The organism is Sphingobacterium sp. MAE (assembly GCF_056711605.1).
This window is the reverse complement of the sequence record NZ_CM160044.1, coordinates 3,887,863-3,909,955: the sequence shown is the minus strand read 5'-3', so window position 1 is coordinate 3,909,955 and position 22,093 is coordinate 3,887,863. Positions and strand designations below refer to the sequence as shown.

The following is a 22,093-nucleotide window of genomic DNA, read 5'->3' as shown; positions in this document are numbered from 1 at the left end:
AATATTTTGATAGTTCAAGTAAAAAATAAATGATATCTAATAAAAACTATTGGCTCTATCAGCCAGGTGAAGATGCAAGATTTTGGGAAGAGTTCTATGAGCATTCTATAATAGGTTTAGGATGGGATTATTTAGGTGATCTTAGTCAGTACAATTCTAAAAATGAAATTGCTGATCAATTACGTAAGTTAGAAAAATCAAGTTCTTCTAAAAAGAATGATGCAACTGCAAATTGGGACTTTTATAAGACTATGCAAGTTGGAGATATTGTTATTGTAAAGAAAGGTCGCAGGAAAATATTAGGATTTGGAGAAGTTATTTCAGATTACATCTATGACCCAAATCGCTCTGAGTATACTAGTGTTCGAAAAATAAAGTGGATTAAAAAAGGAGAGTGGACTGTACCTTTCGATTTGGTATTAAAGACATTAACAGATATTACTAAATATGATTCTGAAGTTTCAAAAGGCCAGAAATACTTTGAGTTTCTTTTATCAATTATGAACGCTGAACAAAATTATAAAGAGCAATTTAGAAATTGGCTGCTTAATAAAACCTCGGATACATCAAATCGCGTAGGATCTTATATGCGTGCTATTGAGATTCTGGATGAGCTTGTTTCACTCAAAATTTTTGAAATGAATGATTTAAAATTCTTGGGTGATTTATATCAAGATCTTATAAAAGAACAACGCAGAGTAGATGGTAAATATTATTATGAAAAATCACCTTCTTATGGTAATAATGGATATTTCTCAGCTGCAATTAGAGAATATATGGATTTTCATAATGAACTATTAAATACTATGAATACATCAGTAGATAATTTGGTTTCTCTTAACCAAATCCTATATGGACCTCCAGGAACAGGAAAGACTTATAAATTAAAAAATGAATATTTTAGCCGTTTCATTGTTAAAGAGATTAGTCAAACTAGGGAACAGTTTCTAAATGAATACGTTAGTGATTTAACATGGTGGCAGATAATTACTATTGTTTTGTTAGATATTAAAAAAGCTAAAGTATTAGATATTCATAATCATGAGTTAATCAAAATCAAGGAAAATCTATCTGCGTCAAAGACTGTTCGCCCGACTATTTGGGGACAATTGCAATCACATACCGTTCTCAATTGTGAGTTTGTAAAAGTAGCGGATAGGTCAGAACCATTGTATTTTTATAAAGATTCAGATTCATATTGGACTATTGTTGAAGATGATCTAAAAGAGAAGTTTCCTGAAGGATATAATTTATATGAAAAATATAAAAATCATGTTGCATCACCAGATGTAGAAATTCATAATTATGATTTTGTTACTTTTCATCAATCTTTCTCGTATGAAGATTTTGTAGAAGGAATAAAGCCAATTCTTGATGAAAATAGTGAGAGTGATATAAAATTTAAGGTTGAAGATGGCGTGTTTAAAAGGTTATGTGATAAGGCTAGAAGAGATCCCAATCATGATTATGCACTTTTTATTGACGAAATCAACAGAGGTAATGTATCAGCTATTTTCGGTGAGTTAATCACCTTAATAGAAGATACTAAGAGAGAAGGAAGTGATGAAGCGCTACAAGTGACTTTACCCTATAGCAAACAAAAGTTTTCTGTACCAGCGAATCTTTATATCATTGGTACGATGAATACGGCAGATCGCTCAGTAGAGGCTCTGGATACGGCTTTACGTAGACGTTTCGTGTTTGAGGAAATGTTACCTAAGCCCGAGCTTTTGAAACAGGATCTCTATGGTTTCGCTGCTTCAGCGATTCTTGAGCGGATTAACCAACGCATCGAAAAACTGATAGATCGTGACCATTGTATTGGGCATGCTTATTTTATAGGCAAAGATGAATCTACAATCATTGATTCCTTTTACAAGAATATTATACCATTGCTGCAAGAGTATTTCTTTGGCGACTATGGCAAGATTGGATTAGTTTTAGGAAAGGGATTTGTGCGTTTGAAAAAAGAAGAAGGTAATGTATTTGCTGATTTTGATTACGATTATGTTGATGATTTAGCAAGTAAACCAATATATGAAATCATCGATTATAGGACGAATCAAGATCTTGATTTATCTTTTGAGAAAGCAATACAGGATTTAATGCGCTAATGTTACAAGAGAATCTAAAACATATTATTCGATTTGAGCATGAAAAGCTTGTATTTGATATGCAAGTCGAGGAAGAGCGAAAACTCTATGAAGCATTAGAAGCATATCATGGTGAGTATACGCCATTTTTTAAGCTGATTAGGAATGGTGTGCAATTTTGTGAATATGTTGGAGTGTTGCAGGTAGGAGGTACTATTATCGAGATTTTGCCAAAAGCTGATAGATCTAGGGATGCTTCTGTCTGGCAGAATATCTTGATTAATATGATTCGTTCGGTTTGGGGATTTTCTGTTAAAGAGTCTGGATCGTCAAATCTGAAATTGAAGCATAACTCGGTCTTAGATTTGTATTTTGAGCTTTTTGTTAATGAATTAGAATCTTTGATTCATCAAGGCTTAATAAAAAAATATATCCGTCAAGAACAAAATGCTAAAGCGCTAAAAGGTAAGTTATCTTTTGCTAAGCATATTCAGCATAATATCATTCATAAAGAACGATTCTATATTGAAACAACAGCTTATACAGTTAATCATAAATTGCATCAAATTATTTATGCAGCTTTAGTATTACTTCAAAATCTTAATCGTAATCCTTTATTAGCTTCACGTATTGGGAATCTGTTGCTTAATTTTCCAGAACAAGAACGTATTAAGATAAATAGCAAAACTTTTGATACGATAACATATGACCGCAAATCGCAATCTTATAAAACTATTATAGATATTGCTGAACTTATATTATTAAACTACCATCCTGATATTAGTAAAGGTCGAAGACAAATTTTAGCCTTGATGTTTGATATGAATGCTTTGTGGGAACAATTTGTCTTAGGATTATTGCGTAAAACATTAAAGGATTATAAAGTTTCGGGACAGATTACTAAGAGGTTCTGGAAGGGAAATACTTTAAGTTCGAATATGCGTCCTGATATTGTTTTGCAGGATGATAATTTTACTACGGTGATTGATACCAAATGGAAAAATCTGAACGGCAAAAGTCCATCGCCAGATGATTTACGTCAAATGTTCGTATACCATGAATATTTCGAGGCCAACAAGGTGGTGTTACTTTATCCTGGAGATGGAAGTTTAATCGAAGGACAATTTTATCTAAAAGATCAATCTGGTTTTGATAATAAACATTGTCATGTTTTACAGATACCCGCTGATAAGGAATTCGGTACTTGGAAGAATAGGATTATTTTAGAAATTAAAAAAACTTTGTAAGTCATGGAGATATTAGATAGATTAAAGTCTTTAGATTTAAATTTGGTAGATGTTAATCAAATATTAGATTTACTTAGAAAAATTAATAGTCAGTTTTTTGTTACTAATAAACTTAAAAAAGGTACAAGGTTGTGTCGAGTTCGTATTTGGAATGAACTACCTAAAATTCCTACAAATGTTAGTGAATTCAGTTATAATCCTAACCCAAGTAAAGAATTTGGTAGAGCTCATTGTATTGGTGAATCTATATTCTATGCTAGTTTAAATTTAGCTGATCCTTTAGTACCTCACTATATGAATGCTCTTCTAGAAACAATAAATGATGATTTAACTAAAAATTTTTCAAGGAGTTATTTCGCTATCTCTAGTTGGATACTGAAAGAGGATTTGCCATTTGTATTGGTAGGTTCAAATTTATTACATTCTAGAGAAAATAAATCTTTAAGAGGACATTTTATTAAATCAATAGACTTGGATAGTAAATTTAAGGATGAGGCAATAATAGTTGATGATTTTTTCAGCAATGAGTTCTCAAAAAAAGTTGAATATAATAACGATTATAAATTATCAGCATCATATTCCAAATACATATTTGAAAATGGATTTAATGCAATTATTTATAATAGTGTTGCATCTAATGGTGCAGGATTAAATATTGCGATAAATAAGGAGTCAATTGATCAAAATATTATAGAGCCTGAACATGTTGTTTATGGAACCTTATATAGAAGAGGTCTTGACTATATAAATGAATATAATATGAAATCTAACAAAATTAGAGAAGATGGTACTATAGAGTGGGGAAAATTATATGGACCAGAATATAAATTAGATCCGAAAACTAAACAATACTTTTTAGGTAATTTTGACATAAAACCAAATTTAACGAACCGACATATATTAAATTTAGATTAATGGTGTTGAAAGACGACTTCTCAGACAATAAAATGTTACAAAATTGAATTTTATTTGTATTTATTTTAAAATAAAGTATTGTAAATCAATTATTAACACTTTTTGTATCGGGAAGTAAGTTTAGAGTTCAATAAAGAAAACTTATTATTATTCAGTATACCTGTTCTTTGATGAAAGTTTATCGAAGTAATGGAGTATCTTTCCAAGAATAGATCAAGATACAAAAAAGGCTGTTTAAGATTAATCTTAAAAGGCCTTTTTTGTATAAAATTAGTAATAAAAAGATTCTTTTGATCATGCAATTTACATATTCAATGATATCAATTTACCCCATACTTCTTGGACCTGATCATTCAATTTGAACAAGTTATAATTTATATTAGCTTAAAGATAAGTTGATGTTCACCTGAACCCAGTTGTATAGTTGTTTGGTCTTTTATATTCGTTGGAGGATAAAATGTAGCTGTAGCATTAGGTGGTATCACAACATCATAGGTTATGGTCTTCTTGTTTTTTTTCCATTTGGAGACAATTGTACCATAGGCTGATCGGTGCGTCACTTCAGATTGATCAAGTGCACGCGGGAATATCGGCTTTAATAAAATGTGTTTAAATCCCGGTTGATCAGTGTCAGGTAAAATACCTCCCAGAGACTTAAAGAACCAGCCACCTATTTCACCAAACATCATATGGTTATCCGAGATATCTCTTTCAGATGCTAAATCCCAATTTTCCAACAATGTAGTAGCTCCATTCACAACCCACCAGCCCCATGAAGGGTAAGTGTCTTGTACAGCAACTTGATATGCAGTTTCTTCATAACCATTGTTTTTTAAAGCATTTAATAGAGCTTTTGCTCCCAAAACACCAACATCAAGATGGAAATTTGTTTCTTCAACTTTCTTGTTCAGATTGAACGCAACCTTAGATCTCATGTCTTCAGGGACTACGTCCCAGTGCAACGGCATGCTTAATTCTGTTTGCGTACCGCTTGCATAAATTCCAGTTGATACATCTAAAAATTTATTATTGATGGCACTTTTGATTTTTTTACTTAAAGCATTATATTTCACATAATCATCCTGTTTGCCAAATAGCTTTGCTGCAGATGCTAATATGGTCGCATCAACGTAGAAATAGATAGAAGAGGTAAGCTCAAGATTGGATATTGATTTAACAGGTACCCAATCTCCTCTACCAAAAGTAGTTATTCCCTCTGGACTAATGCGCGATACGTAGTTAACATAGCGTTTTATATTTTCATAACAATCCTCCAATAGCCTACTATCTCCGTAAAACAGATATATTTGCCATGGGATAATGGCGATTGTACTGGTCCAGTCCAACCCATTTGCAGTGCCATATCCCCATCCTCCTGTGGGAATAATATCGGGCAGTACCCCATTGGGTTGTTGTTCATCGCGATGATCAGCTAACCATTTTTCATAAACTGTAATACCATCAAAATTGTATAGAGCAGTTTCAATAGCGAGATGTCCATCGCCTGTCCAACCATTTTTTTCTCTTTGTGGACAATCTGTTGGATACCCCATTAAATTAGAAAGATAAGCGTTATTGGTTACTTTCCAAAGGTCATTGACCAGTTTCGAAGATGTTTTGACTTCCCCAAGTGCATCAACATCACTATGCATGAAATAAGAAGTAATTTTTAAATCTTGAAGCGAAATAGGTTCTGTACTGTTTATCTCAACATAACGAAATCCTTTATAATTAAATTTAGGAATAAATTCATCCTCTTTTTTACCACTTAGAGTGAAGATATCCGTTTGGAAGGGATCTGTAAACTTGTCTCCGCGAAAATAAACATCGATATTAGATAAATTAATTCGGCCATGATCATCCAGACGTTCCCCATGTTTTATTTTCAGGACCGTTCCAGCAGCCCCCTTTGCTTTCACTTCCGTTACACCTGCCATATTTTGCCCCATGTCAAAGACATAAGTTTTATCATCTATTTTTTTGATGGAAATTGGTGAATAGGGGGTGATCAATCGAATTGGTACCGTTTGTTGTGAAATAATAAGTTCTGCAGGAGCACTCCGATATTTCACACCTTTCCATTTTGAGTCATCAAAATGAGCTTTATTCCAATCTTCTTGTTCTAATCTTGCATCATAGTGCTCGCCAGTATAAATACTATTATAAGTAATTGGTCCAGAAGAAGTCTTCCAATCTTGTTCAGATACAATCGTTTCTTCGGTACCATCTGTGTACACAATACGCAAATCCATACAAAATGCCGGACGATTTCTCCAAGGTGCTTTATCGAAATCCCATACTGCCAGAGATTGGTGATTGTACCAACCATTTCCCAGAATAACTCCAATAGCATTTTTACCCGATTGCAATTGTTTTGTAACATCATGTACAACGTATAGTGTGCGTTTGTCGAAACGGGTATACATCGGATCAAGCCAATTTTTACCTACCTTTTCTCCATTTAAAGACAGCTCATATAATCCTGCCGCTGCAATATATGCTCGTGCAGATAGAATTGTTTTTTTTATTTCAAATGCCTTTCTGAAATAAGGTGCTTGTTTGTGATGAATATCATGATGATCGCTTATCCATGAACCTTTCCAATTCGATCGTCCCATCATCCCTGTTTCAAAAGTTGAAATTTCCGAAGAACTGGGTTTTCCGTTTTTGTCCCATACATTGACCTTCCAATAATACTTCGTTAGTGGGGCTAGACTTTTACCCTTATATGAAACAATAATATCCGATTTGAGCTGCTTCCCGGTATTCCAACTTTCACCGATATTATGAGTAACAGCTATTGAATCTGTTCCAATAACGATTTGATATGCCGTTTGCATAGCGTCTTGCCGGGTATCTTTAAGCATCCATGTCAATCTGGGATTTGGAATATCTATACCCAAAGGATTGCTGAGATGTTCGCATTTCAGTCCTATCGGTTCACAAATGTTTACATTCTCTTGTGCATATAGATGAGTATGTATGACTAGGTATGTAATAAATAAGGCTATCTTCATTCTAAATGGTTTATTATCCTCTCTTATTGAATAAGCAATCGCTTCATCGAGTATTTGAAATGGTCAGTTTGGTTTATATCTAATGTAAAAATACATTTTTACTTAATTATTTAACAATGCTAATGCGTTTTAGTGATTAAATAAATGATTTATCCAAATTTTAATGATTTTTATCATTCTGATTCAAGTAATCTTTTAGCCGATCAATCGCGGTTAATAGCAGATCGTTTTGTAACTTATTTAATATATAAGGAAAACATATACTGACCATAAAATCTGGTTATTTTTTGTAAATAATGCTTCTACCTAACGATAAACAAGATAAATCAGGTTTTATATGATGGTCTTTGGTTGCTATGATATGTGTATTTATGAAATGTCTTAATATACAGTAGTTTGAGTCAAACAATATTTTTTCTATATTAGAAAGTATAAACTAAACAAAAACCTAAAATCAGCTGATTTTTACTTAAGGATAACATGAAAACTGAAAAGTAATAAGCTATTCAATTAACCATAACTTCATAGCGTTTTCATGTGATCTCTGAAAAATTGGGGCTACTGTATGATCATGAATAGACAAAAATTTCTTAAAACGTCAACATTACTAGCTGCGTCGGCATTATTATTTAAAGGAACTCAAGGGCTTGCTCAAACAAAAGCAATCCGTATTGGGGTGATCGGTGTGAATGGAATGGGGTGGTCTAACTTAATGGCTATATTACAAAATAAAAATGTGTTCTGTACAGCACTGTGCGATGTCGATGAGAATGTGCTTAAAAAGCGTATTGCTGAACTGGATAAACGTAATATAAAAGTTCAATCTTATATTGATTACCAGGCATTGTTAAAAGACCAAAATGTAGATGCTGTCATTATTGCGACGCCCGATCATTGGCATTGCTTGATGATGGTAGATGCTGTAAAAGCAGGTAAACATGTTTATATAGAAAAACCAATAGGCAATTCGATCAAAGAATGTGAGGTCATGGTGAGTGCTGCTCAGAAATACAATGCCATTGTTCAGGTAGGGCAGTGGCAAAGAAGTCAACAGCATTTTGAAGATGCGATGAAATTTTTACATGGTGGCAGTCTAGGTAAGGTGCGGATGGTTAAAGTTTGGGCATACCTAGGTTGGAAGAAAGATGTTCCAATTTTACCAGATACTGCAATTCCATCTGGAGTACACTATGAACGATGGCTAGGTCCCGCTCCGAAAAGACCATTTAATCGGAATCGATTTCATTTTAATTTTCGTTGGTTTTGGGATTATGCAGGTGGCTTGATGACAGATTGGGGAGTACATATGTTAGATTTTGCACTCATTGGGATGAATGTTTCTGATCCACGTTCAATAATGGCAGCAGGAGGTAAATTTGCCTACCCTGATGATGTAGAGGAGACTCCAGATACCTTGACTACTTTATATGAATTCGATGGTTTTAACGTGCAGTGGGAGCATGCTATTGGAATTGACCAGGGCCCCTATAACAAAGGACATGGAGTCGCTTTTATAGGTAACAACGGAACTTTAGTGCTCAATAGACAAGGTTGGGAAGTATTGCCAGAAGGTAATCGAATGGAAGCAGTTCCACTACAAAGAGCAAAAGACGATGGATTGGAAAGACATATGAACAATTTTGTGGAAGCGATCTTTGCACAAGACAGAACTATACTCAAAGCACCAATTGAAGCTGGTGCCCATATTGCCGTTTTATCACAAATGGGAAATATTGCTTATAGAACAGGTAAAAAGTTGTATTGGAATAAAGAGAAACAACAATTTTCAGATAAAGAGGCCAATAGATATTTAGATGCAGCTTACCATAACGGCTATACATACCCTAAAATTTAGATTTAGTAATCTTAAGGTATGCTTATTTAAACTAAACCTATAGCGGAAAACCGTCATTATCAAAAAGTTTAATGACATCAATAAAAATCATATAGATCAAAAATATTAAAATATAAACCTAAAAAGGACTTAACCAAGTATATACTAATTATGAATAGGAGAGATTTTATAGATAAAAGTGTGAAAGCTAGTTTGGCTTTTACAATTGTTCCCCGATCGGTATTGGGAGGAGCAAATTTTATAGCACCTAGTGATCGGATCAATCTGGCATATATCGGAGTAGGTAAACAATCTTATACCCTTATGAATCGTTTAGCGAATTGTAAAGAGGTATTGATACATGCGGCATCTGATGTCGATTCTAAAAAGTTGAATAATTTCATTTTAGAGACGACCAAAACGCAAACAACTTTGAGAAAACCATCCATTCAAATGAAAGGTTATGGGTTATATCGCGAGCTATTGGAACGAAAGGATATTGATGCTGTGGTCATTGCTACTCCCGATCATTGGCATGCACAAGTTGCCGTAGATGCAGCTCGTGCAGGAAAGGATATCTATTGCGAAAAACCACTAGCATTGACCATTGCTGAAGGCCGAGCGATGGTTAATGCGAGTAGAAAGTATGATCGAGTTTTTCAAACAGGAAGCATGCAAAGATCTTCTTACAATTTTAGACAAGCAGTGAATCTGATACGAAATGGGTATATAGGGCAGGTGAAGGAGGTAAATGTAGCTATTGGAGAACCTGTGAAACAATGTGATCTACCAACGATGCCAGTTCCAAAGGAATTAGACTGGGATATGTGGGTAGGACCATCTATGTATCGTGGATACCATCCGATATTAGCCCCAAGGTTAGAAGATCCAGAGTGGGCTGGTTGGAGATGGTATCGTGATTTTGGTGGTGGTTATATTACAGATTGGGGAGCGCATATGTTTGATATCGTACAATGGGCTTTGGATATGGATCAAAGCGGACCAGAATTATTTCTCCCCCCTAAAAAACCGATGGCCCAACATGGCCTTTCATTTATTTATAAAAATGGTGTAAAAGTGAATCATACGCCTTGGGGAGAGCACAATGCTATACAGTTTATTGGTACAGAAGGTAAGATCGAAGTGAGCCGTTCCTTTCTCCGAACAAGTCCAGAGCGTTTGGCCTCTTTAAAGTTGACTGCACAAGATAAACTTGTTTATCACAGTGATAATCATTATCAAGACTGGATAGATGCCATTAAGAAAAGGTCAAAACCCATATGTGACGTTGAGATTGGGCATCGCACAAGTTCGGTTTGTAATGCCGTAAATATTGCATATGAATTGCAAAAGGATTTAAAATGGAATCCTGAAAAAGAAGAGTTTAATGATTATTCCGCTAACTTAATGAGGGGTAGATCATATCGGGGAGAATGGGATTTTAATGCATTTTAAAGAAATCAAGTGATTTTCCGTGCGTCCCAAAATCGCTGCTGCTTCTTTGGGACAGATACATAGACGATATTTATTTTTCATTGTAAGTTTACTTTGGGGGATGATCTTTTGACCAGATCATCGTGTGAATGAATATGGATGGTGTGCTACCGTACACAGACATTCCATCTCAAACTATCTGCTAGGCAAGTATCAAGCATTCATACCGTATGGGTAAGGCTTGTTTGCCTATGTGCGGTATTGACATCGGGTAAGTGTATAGTAAGTGCATGGTAAGTGTATCAAACACCCTGTTTTAATACTCTATCTATGCACTATCTATGCTTTACATATGCATATGCCATGCTTTACATATGCATAGCATCTACTATTATGCTTTATGAAAATTATTTTTTTATTGTTTCAATTCACTATTCAGGCACAGGTCAAACCTGTGCAATTTGATACGAAGATCCTTTATAAGTTTACCTATCATAACGATAGTACCTCCAGTGCTTCGAGGAAAAGTGTTTTTACACAACTGATGGTTGGTGATCAAGAAAGTCATTTTCAGACCCTATCAAAATTTAGAAGCGATTCAGCTTTATCCTTAAGTTCATTTAAAATTGGTATTTTCTATAGTTATGGTTCTATACCACTTACTAATTTTTTAATTATAAAAAAGGATGATATGATTTATACCTATGAACCTGTGAATGGGATAGGATTTGACGGTAATAATGAATTGTCCAATTACGAAGAAAAGAAGGAGGATATGCAATGGGAAAGTCATCCAGATACAGTCCATTTACATCAGTTTATCTGTCAAAAAGCTACAACCAATTGGGGTGGGAGAAAATGGACAGCCTGGTTCACCATGGATATTCCTATTTCAGATGGACCGTATAAGTTTTGTGGACTTCCGGGTTTAGTGTTGTCCGTATCAGATCAGGATAAGTATTTTACATTCGATATAGCTTCCATAAGTAAAGTAAAAAGCGTCTCACTCATTTTAGATCAACTACGTCCAGATCTTGATCTTCAAAAAACAACAAAAGATGCTTTTTATAAAGATCGAAAAAATTTAAGAAACAATATGACCGCATATGCTTTAGCAACTGGAACAAGGTTGGATGAAGTAGCTAAACGAAGAGTCACACTAGATACAAAGACAGATAATAACCATATCGAGCGGTATTAATTTGATGAGCAAAAAGATCCATATGAGAGATAAGCTCTTTTTTACAGTCATTTTTATATTGGTTAGTGTCCATTCATTTGCCCAAACTGTTATCACGGGTAAATTACTCACTGAAGATCAAAAGCCGATCGCTAATGTCACGGTATCTTATAAAAAAATCGGTTCACCAGCTTTATTGGGTTTTTCAAAAAGCGATGTAAGTGGTGCCTTCAAATTGACGATCAAAGTCACCGATGTAGATTCCGTACAGTTAGACTTTAACCATCTTAGTTATGCCAAGCAAAGCGTGAATGTTGTGAACGCTAGCGCTAACTATGCTTATATTCTAAAAAGCGAGGTGAGGAAAATACAAGAAGTAAAGGTGGCTGATGTACCCGTTTACAACCGAAAAGATACGATCAATTATAATGTAGCTCCGTTTACTGGAAAGCAAGATCGGATAATAGGTGATATCATCAAGAAGCTTCCAGACGTAGAGATGCGTGGAGGTGAGATTTATTACCAAGGCGAACCTATCCAGCAGTATCGCGTCAATGGTTTGGATATGATGGACGAACGCTATGGACTTATCAATCAAAACCTCTCTGCAGATGCGGTTTTGAAAGTACAGATTCTTGAAAATCATCATCCGATTAAAATGCTGGATAAGTTGGTTTTTTCCAATCGCGCCACACTTAATCTGCAGCTTAAGAAATTTACCACGACAGGTACAGGTAAAATTGGTTTAGGGGCCAGTCCCGCACTTTGAGATGCCAATATCACGCTGATGACATTTGCAAAGACCTTTCAAATGCTCAATTCATTTCAGACCAACAATATTGGTGATGATGTGTCACAGCAGTTAAAACCATTCTATTCAGGTACGGGTTATTTTACTTCCCGATCTAGCTTTTTCTGATGGTCCGACTTATCTTTCTATTCGGGATGTGGCCACTCCGGGTTTCGATCAGAAAAAATGGCTGGATAATCAGATTTTTTTAATGAGCAGCAATATGATTCAGAAACTGAAGAGCGGTCTCAAAGTGAAAGGTAATTTTTCATATTTCCATGATAATCGAAAGCGTCAGGGAACAACCATGACACAGTATTTTACAAATGACGAAGTGATTCACAATCAAGAAGTAGTGGACAATAGTTATGGAGCCGACGAGCTGAATATTGGCGTATTGGTCGAGAAGAATGAAGCCAACATTTACCTCCGCAACAGTACCAATTATCGTAAATATTGGAACAACAGTATCGGGAATATTCTTTTTAATAAAGACACCCCTATACATCAGGACAAAAAATTTTCAGACGAAGCCTTTCTTAATTCTTTTTCACTTGGCCGTTTTATAGGCAAACAGTTGGTCAATATCACTTCTACGATAGAGTGGCATAGTACACCCCAACGTCTTTCGGTCAACCTGGGGCAATTTGAATCGTTGATCAATGCCGGGAAGCCATATGATCGGATGGGGCAGATTGTCCGTTTTAAGAGTTTCAATTTTGAAAACGGATTAAGTCTATCGCATAAGATCAAAAGATGGACCTTATCGCCAAGCGTTAACCTGAATTATAAGAACAGTAACTTAAACAGTCATATCGAAGTACAGGAACAAGATGATATTCGAATCTTGGACAGTGGCTATTTCAATGATATGAACAACGAACAGCTGCAGCTGCCCATGGCACTTCAAATTAGAAAAGAAATACGGAAATTTATATACAGTTTCAATCTGCCATTTAGTCAATATTACTATAATGTCAAACAGCAAGGTGTGCAGCGTCTTCAAAATGAAGTACGGAGCACTTGGAATCCATCTGCTTCATTGACCTATTTGATTAACGGTCAAAATACGATTGGTACAAACCTGAGCGGAGGGAGAAACTTTGGTGGGCTCGGTAATTTCTATAATGGTTACATCATCAGTCAGTATCGCAGTATCCAAAAGTATGATGTACGCTTACTCAAAGATGAAGACCTTAGTGGAGCAGTAAATTACGATTATAAAAACACGTTGAAGGCAAATTTTGCCAATCTGGGTTATAATGTCAGAATGAGCTGGCGTGACTATATGTTTAGTACAGCATTGGATAGTTTGGGGCGCAGCACCACCAGTATTAATAACCAACATGCACAGAGTCTGTCTCAAGGGATAAGAGGAGGTCTTTCCAAATTATTTATAAGCATCAAAACTGTTGCAAAGATGAGCGGAAACCTAAGTTGGAGTACTTCAGATTATCTGCTCAATGAGCAGTTGGTCAAACAACATGTGAATAGTCAATCATTCACTTTTGAGTTGATTAATTCGTCCTCATCTATCATTTCTGGAGATTATAGAGTTTCTATGGGGCGTACCCATAATAGATTGGCAGATGGGCTGAGCAATGAGCTGTTATATAACAATCATTTTTTTAATCTGGTCTTTGCTCCCCATGATCGACATTTGATCACGTTGGCCAATTCTTTCTATGCGAATAATGTCAAGGCACAAAAGAGTCAGTATTTTATGGACGCTACTTATCGGTTCAGGCTAACCCATTGGTATACATATTTAGAGCTGACAGCATCCAATATGTTGAATAATAAAAATTACCTGCAGCAGTTTTCTTCAGATTATGAACTTGTTCAAAGTTATTTCGAATTAAGACCCAGACAGTTTTTGATATCGATGAGATTTAAAATTTAGTATTTGGAGTTGCTAACTTAGTCGGCAGATGAAGCTAGCAACTCCAGTTTTAAGGGCCTTAAAAAATCAGGTCAACATTTAACAAAGAATTATCAAACTCCAATAAGCAATTCTGAATTACCAGTATTAGTATAATAACCTCTTTGATTAGTTAAACATCATCAATTTTTGACAGGAATTGCTTAATCGATTGTATTCCAACATCATTTGTACTTCTATAAATTATATTTCCCGATTTATCGATGAGAATAAATGTAGGAAAAACTTTCACATCAAATTTCTTATTTAAACCTGCTGGATTACTGAATAATTTTGGCTCTCTGATATGACTCCAGTTCATTTCTTTTTCCTTGATGATAGTTTTTAATTTTGGGAGATCTTCATCATGATCAAAAGCTATACTGATAATTTCAATCCTATCTTTGTATTCGGTAGCGAATTCTATTAATTCTGGAATCCCTGCAATACATGGGCCACACCAGCTACCCCAAAAATCAAGCAGTATGTACGACCCCCTGAAATCAGACAATTGTAATTCCTTCTGGGTAATCAGATCCTTGCCCTTAAAATTGTAAGCGGTGGCATCATATTTACCTACATAAGTCAAGATTAACTCATTATTATTAAAATTCAACATATACCTATCTTTATCAAGGGTAATGGTATCATTGAGTTTATAGGTTGTAAATCGTCAGCATAATTTGGACATAATTCAATAAAAACTAAGAGAGTGTTTTCCTGAAAAATTTTTAACTTTAATCATTATGGGAAGACCAAAAAAAACTACCCCCGAAAACTTTATCAAGGATGTACGTCGCAGTACACGAAGAATCTTCACTGCCGAGCAGAAAATTTTGATCGTTATGGAAGCGTTACGAGCGGAGAATTCTATTGCCGAGATCTGTCGTAAGCACAGTATTAACGAGTCTCAGTTCTATAAATGGAACAAGGAGTTTTTGGAGGCAGGAAAAAAGCGACTTGAAGGCGATGTTACCCGTGAGGCGACCTCAGATGAAGTTGCCGAACTTCGAAAAGAAAACGCCAGACTTAAAGAAATGGTTGCCGATCTGGTTCTACGCTATGATATCGTAAAAAAAAGCTTGGATCTGCTGGATTAACTGATAAATACAAAAAGTATATGCGATTATCAGCGGGAGAAAAAATGGAGATTATCGAGGCTGTTACCCGATCTGAGCTTGGCGTGAAGCGCACCTTAACTGAATTTGGTATTTCCAGAAGTACATTTTACAGCTGGTATGACCGGTACCTCAAAGACGGCTATGAGGGGCTAGAACTGAAAAACAGGGACTGCAAACAACAGTGGAACAGTATTCCAGAACAAGTTAAAGAATTTGTTGTAGAGGTTGCCCTGGATAAGGTTGATCTATCGGCCCGCGAGTTAGCACATCACATCACAGACGAGCACGAGATTTTCATTTCTGAATCTTCAGTTTATAGAATCCTTAAAAACAAAGGTCTGATAAGTGCTCCGACCCATATTTTGATCAGTGCATCCAATGAATTTAAGGATAAAACCGGTTTTGTGCATGAAATGTGGCAGACAGACTTTACCTATTTCAGAATAAAAGGCTGGGGTGATTATTATTTAAGTACCATCCTGGACGATTTCAGCCGCTACATCGTACATTGGGAGCTTTGTACATCCATGAAGCATGAGGATGTGATACGTAATGTGGACATGGCAATAGAAAAGGCAAAATTAAAAACAAAGGTTAAGCCTAAATTATTGTCAGACAATGGATCCTGTTACATCTCCAAGGAGCTGGGAAAGTACCTGAACGAAGAACTGGAAATGAAACAGGTGCATGGCAGACCAGCACATCCACAGACTCAAGGAAAAATTGAAAGGTATCACAGGACAATGAAGAATGTGGTCAAATTGAACAATTACTATTCACCAGAAGAGCTAAAAGAAGCCCTAGAAGAGTTTGTAAATAGATATAATAACGAACGCTATCATGAGTCTTTAAAAAACCTCACCCCGGCTGACGTATATTATGGTCGTGGAGACCTCATATTAAAACAAAGAGAAAGCCTAAAAAAACTGGCCATTAATAACAGAAAAACAGAATATTTAAAACAAAAATTAATAGATTTATAAAACTAAAACACTCCTTAAGCATTTGTCCAAATTAGTTTGAAGACATACAGATGTTTAACAAGGTAAAATCCCCGATGAAGTTATTTAAAGGATATATATGAAATCATACGAAAATTTAAAGGAAACCCTTGCATTTTATGGGGTTAATTGCAACGAGCCTTATTATATTTCCTCAGGTAATTCAATTCTTAAATTCCCAAAGAAATCATTCCGAATAGATTTTTATGCATTTTGTATCTGTCTTGCCGGTAATATTGAACTTGAAATAGATAACAATACATATAATATCAATCAGAATGGCTTCCTCATTTCCGCACCTTCTACTATCATAAAATTTAAAAAAGTAAGCAAGGATTTCAGGATGAAGCTGCTATTTTTTTCAAAAGACTTTCTGCTTAAAAATATTGCCAACCCCTTCATTATTGACAAGATGAATCTGTTTCGGTACGGCTCGTACAATATTCTGGAAGCCGACATACAACAAGCGGTTCCATTGTATGCGTTTTTGGACTATCTGCAAATAAAAACTTCCGTAAAAGGTAAATTTACAGAAGAGATAATTCGCACGATTATCTTTAATCTTTTGCTGGAAATTGCGGAGATAGTTAGTTTAGAAGGAGGCGATTCGAAAGAGAATAAAAAGAAGAAAAAGGAATTGTTTTTGAAGTTTGATGAATTGGTAAAGGAAAATATCCTGCTTTATAAAGATGTCGGTTTTTATGCAAAACAGCTGTGCATATCTGACAAATACCTGATAGAAGTGGTAAAGAAAGCCACCGGCAAAACACCTCATCAAATCATCGATGAAGCGCTGCTGAAAGAAGCGTATGTTATGCTTGGCAATCCTGGATTCAATATTTCCCAGATTGCAGATCTGCTTCAATTCAGTTCCGTTTCAGCTTTCGGTAGGTTTTTCAAAAAATATGCTTCCATTTCTCCTACCGAATATCGTAGGCAGCAGAATATCTCCTAACCCGAATTTCAGAACGACATAACTGAATTTCGGGTTGAAAAAGAATTTGAATATATACGTAACTTTATTAAAGAGCAAGTATGCAAGAATAGATTTCAAAACGTTTTCTATTAGCATAACAAAAACATTCTTAAAAAGGAAATTATGTATTACAGCAATGGAAATTATGAAGCATTTGCAAATCCCAAAAAACCCGCAAATGTAGACCAAAAATCAGCGTATCTGATTGGTTCAGGATTGGCATCTCTTTCTGCTGCGGCTTTTATGATCCGCGACGGGCAGATGAACGGCAGTAAGATTCATATTTTAGAAGAACTGGCACTTCCAGGCGGCAGTATGGACGGTATCCTGGATGAACAAAAGGGATATATCATTCGCGGCGGCCGTGAGATGGAAGTCCATTTCGAAACCTTGTGGGATCTTTTCCGCAGTATCCCTTCCCTTGATACCGAAGGAGCATCTGTACTGGACGAATTTTACTGGCTGAACAAAGAAGACCCTTCCTTCTCTCATACAAGGGTGATCGTCGATAAAGGAGAACGTCTCTCTACCGATGGACTGCTTACCTTGACACCAAAAGCCATACAGGAATTAATAAAACTGGTTTTGATTCCCGAAGAAAAATTGCAGGATTTGCAGATAGACCAGGTATTCACCGAAGATTTCTTCAATTCCAACTTTTGGTTATACTGGGCAACGATGTTCGCTTTCGAACCCTGGGCCAGTGCATTGGAGATGCGCCGCTATGTGTTGCGTTTCATACCTCACGTAGGCAAAATTGCCGATATGTCTTCGCTTCGTTTTACCAAGTACAACCAGTACGAGTCGTTGATTCTACCGCTTGTCAATTATCTTAAAGAACAGGGGGTTGATTTTCAATACAATACCCAGGTTCAAAATATTATAGTTGATACAAAAGACCATAAGAAAGTAGCACAGCGTATAGAATTGATTCAGGACGGTCAAGAAAAGCAAATCCAATTAACAGAAAATGATTTGGTATTTGTAACGAATGGCTCCATCACGGAAAGCACCACTTATGGCGATAACAATACGCCGGCTCCCGTAACGTCAGATATCGGTGGCAGCTGGAAGCTTTGGAAAAAGCTGGCACGACAAGATGCCAGTTTCGGAAAACCAGAGAAATTCTGCGAAAATATTCCAGAAGCCAACTGGGTCATTTCCGGAACCATTACGTTGACGGACGATAAAGTATTGCCTTATATTGAAAAAATCACGAAAAAAGACCCGAAGAGTGGCAGTATTGTAACCAGCGGGCCTGTAACCATCAAAGATTCCAGCTGGTTATATGGTTTTTCCATCAGCCGCCAGCCCCACTTTAAAAAACAGAAAGACAATGAGGTGATTGTTTGGGTGTATGGATTGTTCTCCGATAAGCCCGGTGATTATGTCAAGAAAAAAATAACCGAATGTTCCGGAGCCGAATTGTGCGAGGAGTTATTATATCATATCGGTGTTCCCGAAAGTGAAATCGCAGCTATTGCCCAAAATTCGGCTAATACCATCCCTTGTCGTATGCCCTATATTACTTCTTATTTTATGCCTCGTGCATTGGGCGACCGTCCTTTGGTCGTTCCGGAAGGTTCGGTCAACCTCGCGTTTATCGGCAATTTTGCTGAGACTGAAAAAGATACGGTATTTACGACAGAATATTCCGTACGTACAGCAATGGAAGCGGTTTATACGTTGTTAGATGTAGACCGGGGCGTTCCTGAAGTTTTTGCTTCCTCTTTCGACATCAGGGTTCTATTAGAATCCATTTATTTTCTGAATGATAAAAAGAACCTCAAAGAACTGGATCTTCCCTGGCTTTTATCCATTGTAGAAAAATATGGGCTTAAAAAAATTGAAGGAACATACGCTGAAGAAATATTGCGTGAAGCAAAGCTTTTGTAACCAACCAATTCCGGCAACCGAGTACAATAATTTTTCAACCGGCTGCCGGTTTTCAATTTTTATATAATTATAAAATACAACTAGGAAATACTTGTTGTTGATCTAAAATTTATTAAAAATATGAGCACAAACAATTCAGAAAAACACGCCTATTTCGTCGGAGGCGGATTGGCCAGCCTGGCAGGAGCCGTTTATCTATTGGAAGACGGTGGATTCAAAGGAGAAAACATCCACATTATAGAAGCCTTGCCCATTTTGGGCGGAAGCAACGACGGGGCAGGCAGCAAGGAAAAAGGCTTCATCTGCCGTGGCGGAAGGATGCTAAACGAAGAAACTTACGAGAATTTCTGGGATCTTTCCAGCCGCATTCCCTCTCTGGAAGTTCCTAATATTTCTGTTAAGGATGAAATATTGGCTTTCGACCACGCCAATCCTACGAATGCCCAAGCCCGTCTGATTGATAAGGACGGTAATAGATTGCCCGTTACCGATATGCAGTTCGATACCAAGGATCGTATGAAAATGGTAAAGCTGTTTTTTACCGATGAAGATGAACTGGATAATGTAACGATCCGCGATTGGTTCGATGACCATTTCTTCACCACCAATTTCTGGTATATGTGGCAGACCACCTTCGCCTGGCAGGAATGGAGCAGCATCTTCGAATTTCAACGCTATATGAAAAGGATGCTGTTGGAATTTTCCCGTATAAATACATTGGAAGGCGTGACTAGAACGCCCTATAACCAATATGAATCGGTCATTTTACCCATCAAAAAATACCTGGACAAATACAATGTGGACTTTTCACTTCGTAAAACGGTTACAGACCTTCATTTTAAGGACAACGATAACATCACCGTTTCTGAAGTAGAATGTGTCAATGCTGAAGGAAATACGGAAATAATTGCCGTAAACGAAGATGATTTGGTCTTCTTTACGAATGGATGTATCACCGATAATTCCAACAATGGCGATTATAAAACGCCTGCCAGATATTTACCCGGCAATCCGCCAAGTTTTGCCCTATGGCGCAAAATAGCAGATAAGAAACCGGGAAGATTGGGCAATCCCGATCCTTTCTTTACCAAACCGGACGAAACCAAATGGTATTCTTTCACGCCGACCTTCAAGGGCAACAAGATGCTGAAGCTCATTGAGGAATATTCCGGAAATAAACCAGGAAGCGGAGCCCTGATGACTTTCAAGGACTCTTCGTGGCGGATGTCCATCGTTGTGGCGGCACAACCGCATTTCAAGGCACAAGGTGATGATACCACCATACTTTGGGGTTATGGATTATACCCTGATGCTATCGGCGATTTTGTCAAAAAACCGATGATAGACTGTACAGGCGAAGAATTGCTCACTGAATTAATTCACCACCTGCATTTTGAGCAGCACGAAGCCGACATCAAGGAAAGCGTCATCAACGTTATCCCTTGTATGATGCCTTATATCGATGCCCTTTTCCAGCCGAGAGCCAAGGCCGATCGCCCTGCCGTGGTACCTGAAGGTTCTACCAATCTCGCCCTGATCAGCCAGTTCGTGGAAATACCGGAAGATATGGTGTTTACCGAAGAGTATTCCGTTCGCGCGGCAAGGTGGGCAGTATATACGTTGCTTGGATTGGACAAAAAAGTAGCACCTGTAACCGAATACTGGAAACGACCTGATGTATTGGCTAAAGCCATTCATACTTCGTACAGATCATAAAAACAAAAAGATTATGAATTTTAAAAATGTAACAGTCGCCGGAAGTGGCGTATTAGGATATCAGATTGCTTTTCAAACCGCATTTCACGGATTCAATGTAACCGTGTACGACATTAATGATGAAGTTTTGGAAAAAGCAAAAACTAAGTTCCAAATCCTGAGCGAAGCCTTTAAAAAAGATTTAGGAGCTACGCAGGAACAATTAGATGCTACCAAAAGCCGGTTGTCTTACCACTCGGATTTGGCGGAAGCAGTAAAGGATGCCGACCTGTTGATAGAAGCAGTACCGGAAAATCCGCAGATTAAAATTGACTTCTACCAGAAACTAGCCAAGGTAGCACCTGAAAAAACGGTCTTTGCGACCAACTCGTCTACACTCTTGCCAAGCCAATTTGCCGAGTTTACTGGAAGACCGGAAAAATTTGTTGCCCTGCATTTTGCGAATGAAATCTGGAAACACAATACCGGAGAAGTGATGAGGCACCCGGGCACTTCGGATGAGGTTTTTGAAAGCCTTCTCGTATTCGCAAAAGAGATTGGGATGGTACCGTTGGCTATTCATAAAGAGCAGCCGGGGTATATTGTCAATTCCCTATTGGTACCTTTATTAGGAGCTGGTCTGGGATTGTTGGTAAATGGTATCGCGGACGTGGAAACCATAGACAAAACCTGGATGGTGGCTACCGGAGCACCGGTGGGTCCGTTTGGGATATTGGATGTAGTTGGGGTTACTACTGCTTACAACATCAACAAAATGGCAGCTGAAGCTACAAAAGACCCCGTTAAGCAAAAAGTGGTGGAATACCTGAAAGAAAATTTCATCGACAAGGGTAAACTGGGGATTGCAACCGGCGAAGGATTTTATACATATCCTGATCCGGCTTATAAGGACAAAGACTTTTTGAAGTAAAAATATCCCTTACCATTTAGTACTTTCTCCCGATGAAATAGA

15 protein-coding genes are annotated in these 22,093 nt (G+C 36.9%); 13 read left to right on the top strand and 2 right to left on the bottom strand.

Translation table 11 applies throughout. The features are described 5' to 3' along the window. Positions 1–29: 29 nt before the first annotated feature. Genes AC06G9_RS16685 through AC06G9_RS16675 form a run of 3 tightly spaced genes read left to right on the top strand, consistent with a single transcriptional unit; the run spans position 30 to position 4,255 of the window. A complete protein-coding gene (locus AC06G9_RS16685; RefSeq protein ID WP_480956796.1) occupies positions 30–2,114 on the top strand; it encodes an AAA family ATPase in 2,085 nt (694 codons plus the stop codon). After that, positions 2,114–3,340, top strand: coding sequence for an McrC family protein (locus tag AC06G9_RS16680; RefSeq protein ID WP_480956795.1), 1,227 nt, complete (start codon positions 2,114–2,116; stop codon positions 3,338–3,340). The genes AC06G9_RS16685 and AC06G9_RS16680 overlap by 1 nt, the downstream gene beginning before the upstream one ends. Before the next feature lie 3 nt (positions 3,341–3,343). Further along, positions 3,344–4,255, top strand: coding sequence for a hypothetical protein (locus AC06G9_RS16675; RefSeq protein ID WP_480956794.1), 912 nt, complete (start codon positions 3,344–3,346; stop codon positions 4,253–4,255). A 374-nt stretch (positions 4,256–4,629) separates the two neighbouring features. On the opposite strand, the gene AC06G9_RS16670 is transcribed toward AC06G9_RS16675, so the two are convergent. Further along, a complete protein-coding gene (locus AC06G9_RS16670) occupies positions 4,630–7,272 on the bottom strand; it encodes an alpha-L-rhamnosidase (protein WP_480956793.1) in 2,643 nt (880 codons plus the stop codon). 571 nt (positions 7,273–7,843) lie between these two features. On the opposite strand from AC06G9_RS16670, the gene AC06G9_RS16665 reads away from it, so the two are divergent. The 5 genes from AC06G9_RS16665 (at position 7,844) to AC06G9_RS16645 (ending at position 14,413) form a co-directional block, all read left to right on the top strand. Then, positions 7,844–9,127 carry a Gfo/Idh/MocA family protein gene (locus AC06G9_RS16665; protein ID WP_480956792.1) on the top strand — a complete coding sequence of 428 codons (1,284 nt, stop codon included), beginning with the start codon at positions 7,844–7,846 and terminating at the stop codon, positions 9,125–9,127. Between the two features lie 150 nt (positions 9,128–9,277). Further along, positions 9,278–10,561 (top strand): Gfo/Idh/MocA family protein, encoded by a 1,284-nt coding sequence (locus AC06G9_RS16660; protein ID WP_480956791.1) that lies wholly within the window; start codon positions 9,278–9,280, stop codon positions 10,559–10,561. A 379-nt stretch (positions 10,562–10,940) separates the two neighbouring features. After that, positions 10,941–11,741, top strand: a complete 801-nt coding sequence (locus AC06G9_RS16655; protein WP_480956790.1) for a GLPGLI family protein — start codon at positions 10,941–10,943, stop codon at positions 11,739–11,741. A 22-nt stretch (positions 11,742–11,763) separates the two neighbouring features. Then, positions 11,764–12,489 (top strand): hypothetical protein, encoded by a 726-nt coding sequence (locus AC06G9_RS16650; protein WP_480956789.1) that lies wholly within the window; start codon positions 11,764–11,766, stop codon positions 12,487–12,489. 244 nt (positions 12,490–12,733) lie between these two features. Continuing rightward, positions 12,734–14,413, top strand: a complete 1,680-nt coding sequence (locus tag AC06G9_RS16645; protein ID WP_480956788.1) for a hypothetical protein — start codon at positions 12,734–12,736, stop codon at positions 14,411–14,413. Positions 14,414–14,564: 151 nt separating this feature from the next. On the opposite strand, the gene AC06G9_RS16640 is transcribed toward AC06G9_RS16645, so the two are convergent. Continuing rightward, a complete protein-coding gene (locus tag AC06G9_RS16640) occupies positions 14,565–15,050 on the bottom strand; it encodes a TlpA family protein disulfide reductase (protein ID WP_480956787.1) in 486 nt (161 codons plus the stop codon). Positions 15,051–15,177: 127 nt separating this feature from the next. On the opposite strand from AC06G9_RS16640, the gene AC06G9_RS16635 reads away from it, so the two are divergent. The 5 genes from AC06G9_RS16635 to AC06G9_RS16615 all read left to right on the top strand — a co-directional run bounded on the left by AC06G9_RS16635 (position 15,178) and on the right by AC06G9_RS16615 (position 22,051). Beyond that, a protein-coding gene (locus AC06G9_RS16635) for an IS3 family transposase (protein WP_430981285.1) occupies positions 15,178–16,535 on the top strand; the annotation gives its coding sequence in 2 pieces (ribosomal slippage) (positions 15,178–15,513 and positions 15,516–16,535; 1,356 coding nt in all). 97 nt (positions 16,536–16,632) lie between these two features. Further along, positions 16,633–17,508, top strand: a complete 876-nt coding sequence (locus AC06G9_RS16630) for a helix-turn-helix domain-containing protein (protein WP_254534172.1) — start codon at positions 16,633–16,635, stop codon at positions 17,506–17,508. 144 nt (positions 17,509–17,652) lie between these two features. Beyond that, positions 17,653–19,425 (top strand): oleate hydratase, encoded by a 1,773-nt coding sequence (locus AC06G9_RS16625; RefSeq protein ID WP_089765580.1) that lies wholly within the window; start codon positions 17,653–17,655, stop codon positions 19,423–19,425. Positions 19,426–19,545: 120 nt separating this feature from the next. Continuing rightward, entirely contained in the window at positions 19,546–21,141 is a 1,596-nt protein-coding gene (locus AC06G9_RS16620; protein WP_089765578.1) for an oleate hydratase, read from the top strand. 13 nt (positions 21,142–21,154) lie between these two features. Beyond that, a complete protein-coding gene (locus AC06G9_RS16615; RefSeq protein ID WP_089765576.1) occupies positions 21,155–22,051 on the top strand; it encodes a 3-hydroxyacyl-CoA dehydrogenase in 897 nt (298 codons plus the stop codon). Positions 22,052–22,093 lie beyond the last annotated feature (42 nt).

Bases quoted from the DNA above. Each gene is read 5' to 3' on its own strand.
- AC06G9_RS16685 (WP_480956796.1), top strand. From the start codon at position 30: ATGATATCTAATAAAAACTATTGGCTCTATCAGCCAGGTGAAGATGCA.
- AC06G9_RS16680 (WP_480956795.1), top strand. From the start codon at position 2,114: ATGTTACAAGAGAATCTAAAACATATTATTCGATTTGAGCATGAAAAG.
- AC06G9_RS16675 (WP_480956794.1), top strand. From the start codon at position 3,344: ATGGAGATATTAGATAGATTAAAGTCTTTAGATTTAAATTTGGTAGAT.
- AC06G9_RS16670 (WP_480956793.1), bottom strand. From the start codon at position 7,272: ATGAAGATAGCCTTATTTATTACATACCTAGTCATACATACTCATCTA.
- AC06G9_RS16665 (WP_480956792.1), top strand. From the start codon at position 7,844: ATGAATAGACAAAAATTTCTTAAAACGTCAACATTACTAGCTGCGTCG.
- AC06G9_RS16660 (WP_480956791.1), top strand. From the start codon at position 9,278: ATGAATAGGAGAGATTTTATAGATAAAAGTGTGAAAGCTAGTTTGGCT.
- AC06G9_RS16655 (WP_480956790.1), top strand. From the start codon at position 10,941: ATGAAAATTATTTTTTTATTGTTTCAATTCACTATTCAGGCACAGGTC.
- AC06G9_RS16650 (WP_480956789.1), top strand. From the start codon at position 11,764: ATGAGAGATAAGCTCTTTTTTACAGTCATTTTTATATTGGTTAGTGTC.
- AC06G9_RS16645 (WP_480956788.1), top strand. From the start codon at position 12,734: ATGATTCAGAAACTGAAGAGCGGTCTCAAAGTGAAAGGTAATTTTTCA.
- AC06G9_RS16640 (WP_480956787.1), bottom strand. From the start codon at position 15,050: ATGTTGAATTTTAATAATAATGAGTTAATCTTGACTTATGTAGGTAAA.
- AC06G9_RS16630 (WP_254534172.1), top strand. From the start codon at position 16,633: ATGAAATCATACGAAAATTTAAAGGAAACCCTTGCATTTTATGGGGTT.
- AC06G9_RS16625 (WP_089765580.1), top strand. From the start codon at position 17,653: ATGTATTACAGCAATGGAAATTATGAAGCATTTGCAAATCCCAAAAAA.
- AC06G9_RS16620 (WP_089765578.1), top strand. From the start codon at position 19,546: ATGAGCACAAACAATTCAGAAAAACACGCCTATTTCGTCGGAGGCGGA.
- AC06G9_RS16615 (WP_089765576.1), top strand. From the start codon at position 21,155: ATGAATTTTAAAAATGTAACAGTCGCCGGAAGTGGCGTATTAGGATAT.